18 protein-coding genes and 3 tRNA genes are annotated in these 16,604 nt (G+C 35.5%); 1 reads left to right on the forward strand and 20 read right to left on the reverse strand.

The genetic code is table 11. From position 1 onward, the window contains the following. Window positions 1-81 precede the first annotated feature (81 nt). The 19 genes from ACFQ32_RS08765 to ACFQ32_RS08855 all read right to left on the reverse strand — a co-directional run bounded on the left by ACFQ32_RS08765 (window position 82) and on the right by ACFQ32_RS08855 (window position 14,624). Window positions 82-1,194 (reverse strand): hypothetical protein, encoded by a 1,113-nt coding sequence (locus tag ACFQ32_RS08765; protein WP_046324441.1) that lies wholly within the window; start codon window positions 1,192-1,194, stop codon window positions 82-84. A 372-nt stretch (window positions 1,195-1,566) separates the two neighbouring features. Continuing rightward, a tRNA-Gln gene (locus ACFQ32_RS08770) sits at window positions 1,567-1,638 on the reverse strand. A gap of 7 nt (window positions 1,639-1,645) precedes the next feature. Next, window positions 1,646-1,727: transfer RNA gene (locus ACFQ32_RS08775), tRNA-Tyr, on the reverse strand. Window positions 1,728-1,789: 62 nt separating this feature from the next. Continuing rightward, entirely contained in the window at window positions 1,790-2,971 is a 1,182-nt protein-coding gene (locus tag ACFQ32_RS08780; RefSeq protein WP_046324440.1) for an aminotransferase class I/II-fold pyridoxal phosphate-dependent enzyme, read from the reverse strand. A gap of 154 nt (window positions 2,972-3,125) precedes the next feature. Beyond that, entirely contained in the window at window positions 3,126-3,836 is a 711-nt protein-coding gene (locus tag ACFQ32_RS08785) for a glycerophosphodiester phosphodiesterase family protein (RefSeq protein WP_046324439.1), read from the reverse strand. A gap of 195 nt (window positions 3,837-4,031) precedes the next feature. Beyond that, window positions 4,032-4,103 (reverse strand) — tRNA-Gln (locus ACFQ32_RS08790). A 90-nt stretch (window positions 4,104-4,193) separates the two neighbouring features. Next, window positions 4,194-4,709: a GNAT family N-acetyltransferase gene (locus ACFQ32_RS08795; RefSeq protein ID WP_046324438.1), complete on the reverse strand. Its 516-nt coding sequence runs from the start codon at window positions 4,707-4,709 to the stop codon at window positions 4,194-4,196. A gap of 71 nt (window positions 4,710-4,780) precedes the next feature. After that, complete coding sequence (locus ACFQ32_RS08800; RefSeq protein ID WP_046324437.1) at window positions 4,781-5,839, reverse strand: SEC10/PgrA surface exclusion domain-containing protein; 1,059 nt, start codon at window positions 5,837-5,839, stop codon at window positions 4,781-4,783. A gap of 120 nt (window positions 5,840-5,959) precedes the next feature. Next, complete coding sequence (locus ACFQ32_RS08805; protein WP_046324436.1) at window positions 5,960-6,781, reverse strand: PTS system mannose/fructose/sorbose family transporter subunit IID; 822 nt, start codon at window positions 6,779-6,781, stop codon at window positions 5,960-5,962. Next, the gene (locus ACFQ32_RS08810; RefSeq protein ID WP_046324435.1) at window positions 6,765-7,553 is read right to left on the reverse strand and encodes a PTS mannose/fructose/sorbose/N-acetylgalactosamine transporter subunit IIC; all 789 of its coding nucleotides are present in this window, start codon (window positions 7,551-7,553) and stop codon (window positions 6,765-6,767) included. Before ACFQ32_RS08810 ends, ACFQ32_RS08805 begins: the two co-directional genes overlap by 17 nt. A gap of 5 nt (window positions 7,554-7,558) precedes the next feature. Then, entirely contained in the window at window positions 7,559-8,035 is a 477-nt protein-coding gene (locus ACFQ32_RS08815) for a PTS sugar transporter subunit IIB (protein ID WP_046324434.1), read from the reverse strand. Between the two features lie 11 nt (window positions 8,036-8,046). Beyond that, window positions 8,047-8,751, reverse strand: a complete 705-nt coding sequence (locus tag ACFQ32_RS08820; RefSeq protein ID WP_046324432.1) for a GntR family transcriptional regulator — start codon at window positions 8,749-8,751, stop codon at window positions 8,047-8,049. A 15-nt stretch (window positions 8,752-8,766) separates the two neighbouring features. After that, entirely contained in the window at window positions 8,767-9,744 is a 978-nt protein-coding gene (locus tag ACFQ32_RS08825; RefSeq protein ID WP_046324430.1) for an SIS domain-containing protein, read from the reverse strand. Between the two features lie 93 nt (window positions 9,745-9,837). Then, window positions 9,838-10,815: an SIS domain-containing protein gene (locus tag ACFQ32_RS08830; protein ID WP_046324428.1), complete on the reverse strand. Its 978-nt coding sequence runs from the start codon at window positions 10,813-10,815 to the stop codon at window positions 9,838-9,840. Between the two features lie 42 nt (window positions 10,816-10,857). Continuing rightward, window positions 10,858-11,694 carry a PTS system mannose/fructose/sorbose family transporter subunit IID gene (locus tag ACFQ32_RS08835; RefSeq protein WP_046324427.1) on the reverse strand — a complete coding sequence of 279 codons (837 nt, stop codon included), beginning with the start codon at window positions 11,692-11,694 and terminating at the stop codon, window positions 10,858-10,860. A gap of 11 nt (window positions 11,695-11,705) precedes the next feature. Next, complete coding sequence (locus ACFQ32_RS08840; RefSeq protein ID WP_046324426.1) at window positions 11,706-12,500, reverse strand: PTS mannose/fructose/sorbose/N-acetylgalactosamine transporter subunit IIC; 795 nt, start codon at window positions 12,498-12,500, stop codon at window positions 11,706-11,708. A 15-nt stretch (window positions 12,501-12,515) separates the two neighbouring features. Beyond that, window positions 12,516-12,986 (reverse strand): PTS sugar transporter subunit IIB, encoded by a 471-nt coding sequence (locus ACFQ32_RS08845; RefSeq protein WP_046324425.1) that lies wholly within the window; start codon window positions 12,984-12,986, stop codon window positions 12,516-12,518. Continuing rightward, window positions 12,983-13,405: a PTS sugar transporter subunit IIA gene (locus ACFQ32_RS08850; RefSeq protein ID WP_046324424.1), complete on the reverse strand. Its 423-nt coding sequence runs from the start codon at window positions 13,403-13,405 to the stop codon at window positions 12,983-12,985. Before ACFQ32_RS08850 ends, ACFQ32_RS08845 begins: the two co-directional genes overlap by 4 nt. 223 nt (window positions 13,406-13,628) lie before the next feature. Next, window positions 13,629-14,624 carry an SIS domain-containing protein gene (locus tag ACFQ32_RS08855; RefSeq protein ID WP_046324423.1) on the reverse strand — a complete coding sequence of 332 codons (996 nt, stop codon included), beginning with the start codon at window positions 14,622-14,624 and terminating at the stop codon, window positions 13,629-13,631. Between the two features lie 186 nt (window positions 14,625-14,810). Between ACFQ32_RS08855 and ACFQ32_RS08860 the strand changes: the two genes are divergently transcribed. After that, on the forward strand, window positions 14,811-15,533 hold the full coding sequence (locus ACFQ32_RS08860; protein WP_046324422.1) for a GntR family transcriptional regulator: 723 nt from the start codon (window positions 14,811-14,813) through the stop codon (window positions 15,531-15,533). Between the two features lie 88 nt (window positions 15,534-15,621). Here ACFQ32_RS08860 and apf read toward each other — a convergent pair whose 3' ends face one another. Continuing rightward, the gene (gene apf, locus ACFQ32_RS08865) at window positions 15,622-16,290 is read right to left on the reverse strand and encodes an aggregation-promoting factor (RefSeq protein ID WP_046324421.1); all 669 of its coding nucleotides are present in this window, start codon (window positions 16,288-16,290) and stop codon (window positions 15,622-15,624) included. Window positions 16,291-16,604 lie beyond the last annotated feature (314 nt).

Below are 16,604 nucleotides of genomic sequence, written 5' to 3' on the forward strand. Positions count from 1 at the left end.
TATACCCCCATTACACATCTTATATAATCTAAATTGGTCTACTTCGTATGATATGTTACAAATTATAATAAAGCAAGCTATTTATTTTTTAGTGGTCCATTTCATGCCCCATAAACGGAATTCTGCATTTTGTCCGCACTCCACCATAATTGAATCATCACTTGTTGCGATGACGCTAGCATGCAAATGAGCCTGATTTTCGACAGCTAAAGTAGCACCGTTAGAATTGAAAATCAGATCATGGCCCTCAAATTCAGCTTGATCACTAAGAACTAAGAAATACTCATATTCATTTCCGCCATTAAAAGTTGCCCGTCTAGAATTACAATTAACTTTATTTTGAAAATCGGCATGATTAACGATAACAGAATTATTCAGGGTGATTTGGGCTTCTCCGGTGGCAATCAAGCGGTCGATTCTACTATTTTGGATAATCACATGCGGCTCTTTTTCAAAATAAATACCACCCTTAAACTCACTGCCAATAATATTAATCCAAGTTTTATCCGTAATGAACATTGCCGTATCTTCTTGTGACAAAAGCATACTGTTAAGCATGTTTAGCCAAGCTTGCCCCTGAATAAGCAATGCATTCACAACAGTATTATTAATATCTAATTCCACATTTGACTTGCTAAAAGTATCAATACTGCCATGAATACGTGAATTATTAATAACAGCGGTGCCATGCCCTTCAAGTGCTAGAGCACCAATGTCTTTCACAGTATTTTTAATAGTCGAGTCATTCATCTCTAAGCGAAAATTCGAATCAGCAAATAATGACACAGAACCATTCATAACCACTGTTGAGAATAATTCCAAGGTGACTTTGCCATTGGCAGCAATAACCGCTGTATCACCACCAAAGCCTTTGACGATACAGTTGCGCAATGACAAAAAAGTATTAGCTTCGGCCGGAACGAACAAACTATTCGCATCAGTTACCGTGTTGATGCACAAATTCTCTAAATTAACAAACTGGCTGCCGGCATCAATATTGATAAAGCCTAATATTGTTGTGTCTTCTGGAAGATTACCTGTCCCCTTAATAGTAATATCAGATAAGAAAATTCCTGCGGGTAACTCATAAAATCCCGGCTCCAAAAGCAAAACATCATCTGCACGTAAATCATTTAAGGCATTGTGCCAGCTAATTTCTTTACCTCCAGCACCAACGCGCACAAGTCTTGACATATATTTCCCTTCTTAATAAAAGTTAGCTCTTACTATTGTACTATCATTGAAATGAAAATAGGTAAACTTTAACAACCAAATTCTTAAGATTTAAAAAATCATTTGCAATATTTTAAAATAAAACGCGGAATTTTCGTTAATTGTTTGAGGTCAAGATAAATACCAGTTTAAACAGTAAAAATTGAGGGGTAATTCATTTGGCTAGCACGAAGCTAGAGCTTTCACTGAAATTTATGGCAGTCAGCTTGTGTTATAGCTAACAGGGGCAAACAATTTCAGAAATAGAAGTCCCGTAACATTTATTGAAAACAGATATGCAAATAACAATTCTGAGCCGACAAAAAAAACGACTCACAAGAGCCGTCTTTTTTATTGGGTTAGCTGGATTCGAACCAGCGCATACTAGTACCAAAAACTAGTGCCTTACCGCTTGGCTATAACCCAATAATGATGGAGGAGGGTGGATTCGAACCGCCGAACTCAGAGAGAGCGGTTTTACAGACCGCCGCGTTTAGCCACTTCGCTACTCCTCCGTCACGCACGTTAATTATAATACCGAAAAACGTGCGCGATTGCAAGCAAAATTTGCCTAAAATTACTTCTTATTTTCTTTAACGAACTTTTCTAGTCGTTGAAGCCCCTTTTCAATTTGATCCATTGAAACAGCATAGGAGAATCTAATATAACCTTCTCCGCCTTCACTAAAGCTGGATCCGGCAGAAACCGCTACGTGTGCCTTGTCAACCAGCTCATAAATGAATTTATTATCATCTTGCTCAAAACCATCTGGTATTTTAGCAAAAATGTAGAATGCACCTTGGGGTTTAGCACATTCAAAACCTATTTTGGTCAATCCGGCATACAAAGTGTCTCGCCGTTTTTGGAATTCTTCTTTCATTGGCAAAGAATCATCCATGCCGTTTTTAAAAGCTTCTTCAGCTGCATCTTGCATAGGAGTTGGTTCAGTAGTCGTTATTGCCTGGTGAATTTTTGCAATTTGTTGCAAAATATCTTTTGGCGCACAGACAATACCAATCCGGTAACCGGTCATGGCCCATGACTTGGAAACGCCGTTCATTAAAATTACTTGGTCATGCAATGATTTTTCCATTGACGCATGAGGTTGGTCATAGTTCAATTCACTATAGATTTCATCACATAGTGCAAAAATTGGTTTATCGCGAATAACATCCGCCAAAGCATCCAATTCATCTTGACTATACATTACCCCTGTTGGATTAGTAGGATAATTCAATACCAGCATGCGAACCCGGTCACCATATTTGTCAATTACCTTTTGCAATTTTGCAGGAGTCAATTTGAAACCATCATTTGATGTGTTTACTTTAACTATTTCAATGCCTTCATTAATTAAACCTGCATCACTCATATAAAGTGGGAACAATGGAGTAGGAACAACCATAATATCGCCAGGATTCAGAGTTGCCATAACTGAATCAAAAATTGACTCAGTAACACCATTTGTAACCAAAACCTCAGTTTCGGGATCATAATTTTGACCATATTTTTTACTTAAAAATTGACTTGCCGCTTTGCGCAAACCAATTGTTCCGTTTGAAGGAGCATAGTGAGAATGATTCTCATCAATTCCCCTTTTGGCTGCTTCCTTTACGTGATCCGGTGTATTAAAATCAGGCTCACCTAGAGTAAATTTCACAACATCCGGAATTTTACTGGCATAATCCGCAAATTTTAAAATTGGATTAGAAGGGGATTCAGCCAGACCCTTTCGTACATATTTAATTAAATCTGCCATATTTTCACCTAACTTTCTTTTTAGTTATAAAAATTATACCTTTTAAAAAATTATTTTTCTACAATATTTTTTTAATTTCAAACTAATTTAGCAAAAAAGGCCTGCTAACTAGACGAGTTAAGGCCTTTCTAAAAATATTGGTTTAGATATTCAGCTATCCTTTTCCCTGTATTTGATCTCGTAATTTAATCATTAAAGGATAATTATTAGTAAAAATTCCCGCAACATGCTCTTGAAAATACTTCTTAGCTATTTGCGGATCATCAACCGTCCAAATTCGCTCGGTAACTGCCTCGCGCGTTGGAAGCAATTTACCTGGATGGATACCAGCAAAATGATTATCTTTGACCAGCTTAGCTGAATTAACTACTTCTTCATCCGTTAAGTAACAATAAATTTGATTAGGATCAATTTCTTGACAGTTCTTCAGAGTGACATAGTCAAAGGATGAATAAATAATAGGATGCATAAAATGATATAGATAAGCCAAACTTAAAACGGTTTTTTCAATACCATGATAGTGAATGATTCCGGTTTTAAATTCCAAATTTATTTGAATATCTTTATTTTCAAGAAGCTCAAATAATTCCTGCAAAGTGGGTACGGGTTCACCGTTTGATAAATGTAATTTTCTCAGCCTTTTAAGGGTGAAGTCCTTGATATAACCGGTGCCATCTGTTGTACGGTCAACTTTTTCATCATGCATAACTACAGGGACCCCATCTTGTGTCAGGTGAACATCAAATTCAACGCCTTCAGCACCATTTGCAACAGCATTACGAAAGCCTTCCATAGAATTCTCTGCAAATTTAGCAGGATAGCCTCTATGTCCAAATACTATTGTCTTACTTTTACTGCTATTCATATTTTTGTATTAGTTAAACCTCATCAAAAAGATAAACATTACAAACAAAACATAATGAGTATAATAAACCCATTTAGCTATTTTTTAAATATGAAAGACTAAAAAAGTAAAGAAATTTTGCAATGAATTTTGGGCAAAAAAAGACAGGTCCTTTACAGACCTGCCATTTTTCGGGTTGGGTGTTCGTAAGAACAATTGGGTTAGCTGGATTCGAACCAGCGCATACTAGTACCAAAAACTAGTGCCTTACCGCTTGGCTATAACCCAATACCATTTGAGCTTTTACTTGATTGCTCAACATTAAATAGTATAGGAAATTGTGTCTTGCAAGTCAAGTACAAAATAACTTTTTTCCCGCTATAAATTTAATTCATAGGCATTTCTAGCGCCATTTTCAGTTTGGTCAACCTGAACAATCCCCCGATATTCAAAGCCTAAACCTTTAATTAAGCCCTGCATCCGCTTATTGACCGCGTGGGTATCAATACGAAAATTACGAATGCCAAGCATGAGCCCGCGAGAGATTAAATTGGACATCATAAATTGGCTGAGGTGTTGCCCGCGAAATTTGGAACTAATGGCAATTCGGTGAATTGTGGCATATTGCTCCTTGTTATTAGACCAGGCTCCAGCTATTTCAGCATAGTTAGGATCCGGTGTTGTCAGCAAGACCGCGACACCAGCTATTTCCTTATTTGCTACTAGACAGTATGCGCGCTTAAGATTTATATCTTCTGTCAGCATTTCACGACTGGGCGTGCCATTCTGCCATTGGGGATTATCGTCTTTTTTTAGCAACGCTTTTGCTTCATCAATAATGGTCATGATCTGATCAAGATCTTCTTTTTCAGCCATCCGAATATAAATTAACATTTTTCTTACCCTACTTAAAAATATATAGAAATAATTGTAAAACAAAAGCAGCCCAATTACTAGGCTGTTTTTTACGGTTTAAAACCTTTATTATACTTTTTACTGTTAACTACATATGTGGGAACGCTAATAAAATGCAGAGAACAAACATTGTCATTATGGGAAATACTGAAGCCATAATAGTTGTAATCTCCATCGTGAAGCGACCCTTGTGTATTAAACAAATCTCCAGCATGCTCCCATTCTTGATAGTAGCTTCTGTTAGATCGTTCCTCTTCTCCACTGCCAACATAACCAAATATCATTTGTTTTAAGCCAAAATAAACGCTTTTCTTTAATTCGGTCATAGACATTGTCTGACTAATATTATAAAAGCCGGCCATATCTTCGACAAAATTATCATCAAGATTAAGGCCATTAGCATGGCAAGCACGAACAATACCCGGAACATAGTGACTATCTTTAATAGTCTTATTATTCTTACTATATTCCAAGGCAATATCAGCTGCTAACTTACCGGTTCCATTACTTTCAACCCAAGGTGACAAATTTAGGTCACTCCTAGCTTCATTAATAAGACGAAGTGAAAAAGCAGTTAGATCGCTAATTTGCTTAGGTGTAAGCTGATTTAAGTCAACTTGAGTCAAATCATCAGCTTTACTTTCAGACACTTTAAGGCGGCTGAAATCATTAGCTTTCATCCCTCGCATTGAAGCATTGACAAAATTCTTAGTAGGTTTGCCTTGATAAGCGAGCAGCAATTCGCTTTTAGTGTAACCTTTTGGTAATTTCATTTTTGCCTGAGTATATACTCTGGGGAAACTTTTCTTAACGACTTTAACATCCTTAGCTAAAATCCAATGAGAATTGTTACCGATTTTATAAGCAGGTCTTTTTTTCTTACCAATTTTTTTCTTCGCACTATATGGATAGCTATATTTAGCTTTTGCATAAAAATTAGAATGCTTTCCAGATATTTTATATAGGCGAACTTTCTTCTTCTTTTTAACTTTAACATAGCCCTTAATAGTGGCTGCTGCTACTTGTTCAGTCCCGCCTAGAGTTAATCCTGGAATGGTAAATAAAAAAATAATATTAACTACGGCAATAGCAAATTTGCTTTTCTTCATATTCTTCCTCGAGAGTTACTCTTAAATTGGCTCTTTATGGTACAAACTCAATTCTAAACTTATTATGAAAAATTGCCAATTAAATTATTTTTTCAATTAAGAAACAGTCTGTAATATTTATTATATTGACAAGAAATGAAGCCAAGTTCCTAAAATACTAAAAGCCACAATTGATACTAAAATCCATACTACCTTTACCTTCTTTTTCAACATAGCAAAAATGATAAAAGTAGCCAATAATGGCAACATATTAGGCATAATAGTATTTAATATGCTTGTTAAAGACTGGGCATTCTTACCAATACCTATTTTAAGAGGTGTATTAACAACAACAAGGCTAGGGACCATAGAACCAATTACAAACATCCCTAAAATCGAAGCTTTTTCTGAAATATTTTGAATAATATTAGTATCACTAAGTTTATTTAAAAAACTTGATCCCTGTTTATAACCAATTTTCAAACCAAAATAGCGAATTAATGTAGCCGGAATATTGTAAGCAAGTAAAAATAGAATAGGCCCCAGAATATTTCCAGCTTGACACAGTGAAATTGCAAGTCCAGTACAAATAATTCTCCAAGTAGACAGAAACAGCGAGTCCCCAACCGCAGACAGAGGTCCCATCAAACTTATTTTAATGTTATTAATTAAGTCGGGTGAAAAATCAGCTGAAGAAGCATTTTTCTCCTCCATTGCTATCGAAGTCCCTAAAACAAGGGGTGCAAAAATGTTGGTAATGTTAAAAAATTGCATATGTCTTTCTAAAGCAATTTCCATCTGCTTTTTATCACCTTGATAAATTGACTTTAGAGCAGGTACCATCGCGTAACAATATCCCGTACCCATTTGTCTGGTGTATTCCCAAGAGGCACCCATGGTAAAAGTCCGCCAAAACGTCTTATGTAGGACTTTATTCATTTTGTTATTAGAACTCATCGACATTATCATCATCTCCTATCTGACTGTTAGCCATATTGGGTTGATATTTTTTTTCGTAAAAATACATGATTGCAATGACTGATGCGCCAAACAAAGCAACACCAATTATTGGTACTTTAAGATAAGTTGTTAACAAAAAGCCAATAACAAAGAAAGGAATTATTTCTTTACGTAATATTTGTTCCAATAACATTGCAAAACCAAAAGCAGGTAAAATACCACTGGCAACGACTAACCCATCTTGAACGAACTGCGGAATAGCAGCAACTATTTCTTTAGAAAAACTATTACCAAAATAGAAGGCTAACATAATTAATATTACTGAGGGAACAAAATTAATTATGGTTCCACCCCAAAATGACATTCTACTTAATTTGTCTGGCTCCCCAGCTTTGGCATAATCATCACATTTTTTGACGTACCAAGGACAAACGGCAACATAAGCAAAGTTTTGCACTAATAAAACCAACATAGAAAGAGGCAAACCAAAAGCCAATGCCGCCGAAGTGCCTTTCCCAGTTGAAATAGCAAAAACGGTCCCTAAGACTCCAGCGGAGACCATATCCTGCGGCACAGATGCTCCAACTTCCACTACTCCAATATAAGCTAATTCTAAAGCCGCACCTATTTTAATACCGGTAGATAAGTCCCCTAATACTAGTCCGGTTAAAGGTCCCATGACGATAGGCCTGGCCACCATACCACGTCCAGTCAGAAAGTACTCACCATAACCAAATAGTGCGACTATTCCAATTAGAATTGTTTCTAAAAACATGAGCACTATTCCTTTCTAAAATTTACGACTTTTTTTGCTTCTGAAGGAACCTGTTGAATGAATATTTCCATTCCCTTTTCTTGTAGCTTTCGTAAATCTTTTCTATCTTGTGGCGTAACGCCAACAGCAGCAGACAATGATTCTGCTTCAGCAGACGGGCTGGTACCACCTAAATTTAATTCTTTGATATTGACCGTTAATTTCTGCAATAGCCGATAAGCATCATGTATACTGGCGACTACTACAAAAACATGATATTTATCTGTAACCCCGCTGTTAATCGAGTTTGCACTTTTAGCAATTGATTGAATTACTAATTTTGCGCCTGCCGGCTTGGCAAGCTTCATTACGTTTTTTCTTAATTGATCACCAGCAACTTCATCATTTGCAATTAAAATACAATTAGCTCCAGTAGCACCGTACCATGCTTGTGCTACTTGACCATGAAGTAAGCGGTGATCTACTCTAAAAAAATTAATCACTTTTTCTTTCCTCATACGTGAAATTCATACCTGTCGGAAATTATATAGTGTTTTCCGGCGTGTACTATATTGTTATTTTCATCTTCAACGCACACTTGTAGTAACAACAAAGGAAAACCAACAGATTTTTTTAAGACTCTAGCTTCGCTGAGACTTGCTAAAGCAACACTAATAACCATATCACGTGATTTTAATTCTTTAATATGATATTGCCTGCGTAAAATTTGGTATAGAGATTTACTTAGATCGGTTTTCTCCAGCCCAGTAAATCGTGGTAAAGGAAAATAATTGCGTTCAAGCATTACAGGTTCATCTTCAACTGCATATACCCGTTCAACATAGAGAGCAACTTTGGTTTTCAAAGTAGTTTTCAAATTTTCAGGTGTTTCAACCTTTTTAATTTTAATTACTTTTGCATTAGCTTTAAACCCAGCCTTTGCAGCTGTTTGTGAAAAGCTTTCAGCTGAAGCAGAACTAATAATCCTTTTTACCTTGCGTGGCTTGCGGACAAATGTACCCACACCGTGGATTTTTTCAATTAAGCCATCTTCAGCCAGGCCAGCAATAGCTTTGCGTAATGTCACACGACTAACATTAAATTGCTTACTTAATTCAAATTCGTTTGGCAATTTACTATTTGTCGGATACTCGCCTGTAATAATTTTTTGCTTGATTTTTTCCATTACTTGAGAATATAAAGAACCTGTTGCTGCCAAGTGTCATCACTATCCTTAATATTTAACTTTGCCCATGTACCTTCTAACATCCAATGAATGATTATGTACATCAGCTAATTTTGATCTATATTCACAAAGAATAGTATAGAACAAAATTGGATTAAAGTACTCTGAAACCTTGTCATCTATCATGTCCAAGCCAAGCTCTTTAGCGTCAACAATTTCTATTTTTTCTGCATATTTCTCTAAGAAAGTTTGTGCTCTTTCATCAAGAGCTCGAGTTCTTCCTAAACTCTTAATTAGAATATAAGGGGTGTTCTTATCTGTGACTTCAAATGGACCATGGAAGTATTCTCCAGAATGAATTGCTGAAGCATTTAACCATTGCATTTCCATCAAAGAGCAGATAGCAAAACCATATGCGTGACCAAAAGAAGGACCACTACCCAATACGTAAAACATTTCCTCATCTTTATACTTTTGGGCAAAAGCTTTTGTCCGTGGTTGAACTTGATCAATAGCATTAGCAACAACTGTATCTATTTTTTTAAAACCGTCCTCAAATTGATCGACATAAGGGTAGTCTTCAATTCCATGTAATAATTTTGCGGTGGCGTGCAGCGTTATTGCCATCGGATTATTGACTACTTCGGCTTCGTTACCCCATTCATAAATTATTTTAGCGTCAGAATAAGTAAGCAAATCTGCCTGTTTATTAAACGTCAAGCCAATAGTAAAAGCTCCATGCTCTTGTGCAACCTTAGCTGCTTCGACTGTTTCGGGTGTGTTGCCACTGTGTGAGCAAACGAACACGATCGAATCCTTACCTAATTTTGCTGGAGTTACATGTACAAATTCGTTTGCAGTATACCAGCCTGTAGTTACTTTCTTCGCTTCCGCTTCCAGAAAATATTTTGAAACATATAAATCAACTAACGAACCACCACAAGCTGTAAAATAAATACTATTTATTTTTCCCTGATTATGATTTAAGGCATCTTTAACAACTTTGTTTACAGTATTGCTATCCATATTTTTGAACTCCTAATTTATGTTAAATTTTAATATGACTATTTAATATAAAAGGATTCTACTTTCATAGAATCCTTTTAAAACTCTTTTCTATTAATAAGTAAGTTTCCACATATAACGACGCTTGGTTAATGGATGCTTTCTAGCCTTAGCAAGCTCTTCAGCATAAACACGCATTACACCAGTATGAATCATTGGGTTAAAGTAATCAATTACATTTTCACCAGCAACTTCATTAAGACCATAATCCTTAGCATCAATATTTGTTACTTGTGCATCAAATCTTTGTAAGAATGTCAAAGCACGGGCATCAAGATGACGAGTGCTACCATCATTCATGAATAATAGATACGGTGCATCCTTTTCGGTAAGTTCAAATGGGCCATGGAAATATTCACCGGAATGAACTGTTGGAGCAGCAATCCATTGCATTTCCATAAACAAAAATGATGCTGTTGAATATGCAACACCAAGTGATGCACCACTGCTTAGTACAAAAATTTTCTTTTCATCTTTGTACTTTTCACCAAATTCTTTTGCTGATGGACCAACTGATTTTACTGCATTTTCAATCAAATCAGGCATGCCGTTGAAAGCTGCAACAGCTTCATCGTAAAACTGATAACCCTCAAACTGCTTAACAATTTCAATAGCAAAGGCTAAGCAATATGACATTTTTTCAGTTTTAGCAGCATAATTTTCGTGGAAGCCATGAATAACTTTATATTCTGTTTCTTTAATAATAGGTGAATCATCTGCCATTGATAAAGTAATTAAGTGAGTACCTAATTCTCTAGCCTTTTTAGTTGCAGCTACTGATTCAGGAGTTGTACCTCCAAGAGAAGCAGTTATTACAATAGTATGTTCTCCCACTCCTTTTGGCGTATCATAGTTAAATTCATTTGCAGTATGAATTGAGGAAAGCAGTTTAGTACTTTCATGCGAAACGAAGTAATAGCCTGGATACAAGTCAGCCATTGAAGCACCACAGCCAACAAACATTACACGATCAATATCAGGTTGTTTTTCCTTAATATCACTTACAATAGATTTAACTTTTTCAAAATCCATAATTTATATAATCTCCTTATTATTATAAAAAATTACTAACAACTAATTAAAAATACCTAATACGCTAAGTAGAATACCGCCAAAAATGCAGATGACCATAATCCAAGCAGTATTAACCTTCTTTTTGATTAGGTAAAACATACCTAAGGTGAATGCAAGAGATAACATTTGTGGGAAAATTGAATCTAATGTCTTTTGTAAAACAAAAGTTTTACCAAATTTAATTGGTGTCGTTATCCCAATCATTGTTGCCACCATTGCTCCAATAACCATTAGCCCGATTACGTTCATCAAAGACATGATTCTGTTAATGGTACCGTTACTAATAAGACGCTGAATATTCTTTTTACCTTGCAGATAACCCCATTTACCGCCCCAATAAGTAACAATAACTGAAGGGATGATGGAAATAATCATTGCCAAAATTGGCCCAAATATGTTTCCCTGTTGAGCCATGTTGATTCCCAGACCAAAGGCAATAATTTTAATTGTTCCCTGGAAGAAGGAATCACCAATACCTGATAAAGGACCCATTAATGAAGTTTTCACACCGTTAATTGAATCAGGATCGAATGTATCTGGATTGGCTGCATATTCTTCTTCCATTGCAGAAGATAATCCCAGAACAAACGAGGTTAACTGTGGTGTACAGTTGAAGAAGGCCATATGACGATGATATGCCTCTTTTTTCTTTTGGAGTTTTTCAGGTGTATCCGGCTTTTCGCCATAAATTTCATCTATTGTTGGTGCCATCCCATACATGAAACCCATGTTCATTTGACTTTCATAGTTCCAAGATGTCTGAATAGCCCACGATCTCCAGAAGAATTGCCAAAATCTATGACGTAGCTGTTTATCTGTATGCTTTTGTTCGGTCATAATTTGTCCTCCTATAATTCTTCCAAATCATCTAGGTCGTCACTACCTGATGAATTTGATCCAGAACTATTATTGCCGTTATTAGTCATAAATTTGTTAAGAATAATAGCGAAAATAACTGCAAAAATAGCTACACTAATAACTGTCATCTTACCGTATGCAGCAATAAAGAATCCTAGGAACAAATAAACTGCATTCTTTTTATCGATCATAGTTGACATCAAAAGTGCAAATCCATATGCTGGTAAAATCTTACTTGCCAAAGTTAAACCATTAGTTAGCCAATCTGGAATCATCTTAACAAAACTGGTAACAACGTTTGTACCTAAGAAAATTGCCAAAAATACTGGAACAAAATATAACAAACCATAAATAATTGGTCCATATACTATGTGGTAGCTTCGCGCTTTTCTGAATTTGCCTGCATCAATTGCATTTTCAACTAACTGATTAAAAGATGAAAACAGCATTCTGATAACTATGGCTACCAGTTGCCCCAAAACGGCTACTGGCAAAGCTACAGTTAACGCAGCTTGTGCACTGGTATGTGACAAAATAGCAAAAGCTGAAGCTACGACTGACCCCAAAACCATATCTGGGGGAACGGCAGCACCTACTTGAACTATTCCCATTGAAACTAGCTCTAGTGTCGCACCAACCAGCAATCCCTTCGAAACATCTCCCAGTACTAAGCCAACAAGTGTACTCACTATTAATGGCTGCTCAAAGTTTTCACGCCCAAGCAATCTTGAGTCGAACATGGCGAATACACCAACCAAGCCGACTACTAATGCTTTCCAAAACATTTTTTACCTCCCTTTCTAAATAATATTATTTAGAAGTTCTTTATTAGCTGAAGGAACTTGTTGCATGCTGATCTTAATACCCTTATCACACATTTCTTTAGTAAGCTTAACTTCTTCTGGAGTTAAATAAATGGCATTACTAAAGCGTTTTGCATTTGGTTTAGATGGAATTAAGCCGTAATTAATTTCATCTACAGATCCATATGCAGCAATAAATTTACTCAATTCCGCTACGTTTTCAAAAAGCAACATAATATTATCTTTTAGTGCCTTAATCTGGTCAATTTTACTAATTGCTTTATCGACGCTAAAAACGTTTAGACGAACATCTTCTGGCTTAGCCAGTTTCAAGGACATTTTCTTAAAATCATCATTTGCTGTAGCTGTATCAATTACAATTACTCTTTCGATATTCGCAAACTTGGTCCATGAAAAAATGACTTGTCCGTGCAATAATCGGTGATCAACTCTAATTACTTTTATCATAATAAATCTCCTTCATCGTCATCCTCAGTCATTAACTTATTTATCGACAAAACTCCTTTCTGTCCTTCGTTAATAGCCTCTTCAATACTCTCTTGGGTTAGGCCGGAATCTGCTGTAGTAACTAAAGTTATAACCAAAGGCAGATTCATGCCTGTTAACACCGTCAAATTTTGATGATCCTTTAACAGTTGGGTCATCTCATTATTAACTGAGCCACCTAAAACATCAGTAATGATTACTGCTTTCTGATCACCAACCTTATCAAGCGAATTCTTAATATCACCAATAAAGCTATCATCACTCGTACCATTTTTATAGGCTTCATATGCTTCAAGATTATCCTGATTACCAGCGATCATTTCAACAGTATTTTTCATTCCCTTGGCAAGCTTGCCATGGCTAACTAAAATTATTTTCACTAAACTTCACCCCTAATCCAAACACTTACTAGCATATTAACAAGATGTATTAACATGTATACCTGATATAATAATATAAAAATCTGATCACGTAAATGCTTTCTTCAAAAATAATTAAATTTTATTTTAAAAATTATTTTTTTAAAGCGTTTTCGCTAAATTTGTTATTAAAAAATAATGACACAAGCTTCAAGCACCTATAATCATTTCACGTCTAAAATGATTATTTATAATCTTCTTTCCACATGTACCTACGAGTTTCATAGCTTTCGTGGGTAGCATAAGAAAGTTCCCTCATATAAACATTATTTAGAATAGATGAAAAAATCGGGTGATTAAAATACGGAGAAACTTGGGGCTTGATATCATCTAAACCTATTTCCTTACCGTCTAATACATATAATTTTTTGCCGCCAAACCGTTGTTCAAATTTAAGAGCACGCTCATCTTCAGGCCTGGTTTTGCCTGTGGCCAATAGTTGAAAAATTGACTTGCTTTTATCTGTAACTTCAAAAGGACCATTAAAAAATTCATAACTATGAATGGTTGGTGAATTCAGTTGCAGCATTTCTTCTATATTGCAAATTGAGAAAACGTAAGCTGCACCATACGCTGGACCACTGGCAATAACATAAATAGTTTTTTGATCTTTATTTAGCTCTGCCCATTCTTTTGCCAAAGGAGTAGTGTAATCAACTGCCTTACGATAAATAGGATCAAGTAAATCAAAAGTCTTCATCGCTGTTTCAAAATCATCATAGCCTTCAACTTCTTGGAGCAAATTCATTGCTATGCATAACCCAATACTGCCATTTACACGCTCAAGCCTGCTTTCATCTAAAGCTAAACTTTCATATTTTATTTTAAAATCACAAACTTTTACCAAGTCGGATTCATCAACATATAGAGCTATAGTGGTTGCACCATGTTCTTTAGCAACTTTAGCAGAATCAATCGTCTCACTGGTTCCTCTCATAGAACATAAAACTACTAATGAATTTTGGTCTAAATTCTTTGGCGGAGCATAAACAAATTCCCCACTAGTATACATACTGGAAAATAGCTTTTTTGATTCTTGATGTAAGAAATAGTTAGCGCCATAAAAGCCACCGAACGAACCACCGGCGCCTATCCAAATTACTTGCTTAATACCTCCTTCGTGTTCCATTTTGTTAACAGCTTTTTTGACAGTCTGTTTAACTTCATCTTGTATCTTCATTTTTACTCTCCTGTATTTAAAAATGATACATGTATCTTCATTTACAAATTATAAAGCGCTTTATTTATAAAGTAAAGGGAATATTAAAAAATACCAGTATCTTTATTTGGTACAAAATAGATACTGGTGCTTAATCAATCAGCTTTTGTTATAATACAAATAATAATATTCAAGAAAGAAAAAAACATGTTAAAAAAATCAGAAAATCATATGCCATTATATATTGACCTGGCAAAGATCGTAAAAAACAGAATTGCAGAAAATAAATATCAAATAGGCACAAAAATACCTTCTGAAATGGAGCTGCAAAAAGAGTTTTCTGTCAGTCGTACCACTGTTCGAAAAGCTCTTAAAGTATTAAGTGATGAGAATTATTTAATTAAGCTTCCTGGCAAGGGAACTTTTGTGTCCGACAAAAGAAACGAAATTGAAACTCAGAATCAAAAGTTTTCTAGCTTGACAGACAGTGCTGCAAAAACGGGTAAAAAAATCTCCAATCGTTTAATTAGTATCAAGAGTATTACTGGTGATGATGAGCAAAATACATTTCTGCAAACTAATGCCCAACAACAAATTATTGAAATTAAACGTTTGCGGTATATCGATGATATTCCTTTCTGTCTTGAATGGATTTGGCTGGCTCCTAAATATAGTGCTATTAAAGATGAAGATCTTGATATGCCACTGTACAAGATTTTACGAAAGAAATTTCACATTAATCCTGGAAAAGGAAAGAAGACTTTTAAAATTGCATTCGCTAATAGAGAAGAATCCTTCTTACTTAATGTTGACGAAAAAACACCATTAATGCGGATTAAAGATCTAGTTTATGATGATCATAATTTTCCGTTACATATTACTCAAGAAATTATCCGCAGCGATAAGTTTACCTATGCAGTTAACCATTAATTTTCAAATCAAAAAAGCAGATACTAGTGTTTTCTACTAGTGTCTGCTTACTTTTATAAATATTCTGTTTTAACTTTAGACTAACTAATTAGTACCAACCATTAGCAAGCCAGAATTGTTTAGCTGCTGCCCATGAGCCATAGCGACCAGCAACATAGTTGTCAGCAACACGCTCTTGATTAGCGGCTGAATAGTCGCCGTTAAGATATGCGGCAGAAAGTTGGTATTTACCAATGTACTGACCATTTTGCGCACTGTATGAGCCACCAGATTCACGACTGGCAATCCATGCCTTTGCTCCTGCTTCTGAGTCAGTTGAAGCAGTAGTGTAATTTATATTAGTAGCGTAAGTTGACTCAGTGTTATTTGCAACCGTACTGTTTTCAGTCTGACTGCTGGTTACCGCTGTATTTTGAGATTCATTTGCCGGATGATAGCCTTTATTGACGTATTTGGCCTTAACCCATTGGTTCTTGCCTAAGTCGTACCACTTGTGACCCTTTTTGTCATAAGCAGTCTTAATGACTTTCCAAGAAGAATTACTTGGTAAAATTTGACCAGTAGCCTTAGGGTGTTTATAACTGTTCCAAACATGAATTGAATTACCATCAACATAGTTAACAGTTACAACTGCTGCATCATTTTCAACGGTAGCTGCTTGAACGTCGCTAGTTGCAACGCTGCCTATAACTGCAACTCCAGAAGCAGATAATGCTGCTACTGCTGCTGATTTAACTAAAATAGATTTTACCTTCAAAAAAATTCTCTCCTTAAATAAAAATCCATAATATGTTTTTCAAATCAAAAATAGTAAACTAATAATCAATTTGATGTTATATATACTACAACTGTAAAATTGCAGAATGATAACAGGAATATCACTCAACCTTTAAGAATTAGTTACCATTTTTATGAAAAATGTCATAGTTGTAACACAAAGTTAACTGTTATTTAATTTGACAAACAGCCATAATAGCAAGGTAAAATGCAATGTTGTAAGTAGCAAGAACATGCGTTTGTTCACTTAGATTTAAGCGAGTATAGATTATTTTTGCAACATAAATGAAAAAC

The sequence above is a fragment of the Lactobacillus melliventris genome (assembly GCF_042679465.1).
GTDB lineage: Bacteria > Bacillota > Bacilli > Lactobacillales > Lactobacillaceae > Lactobacillus > Lactobacillus melliventris.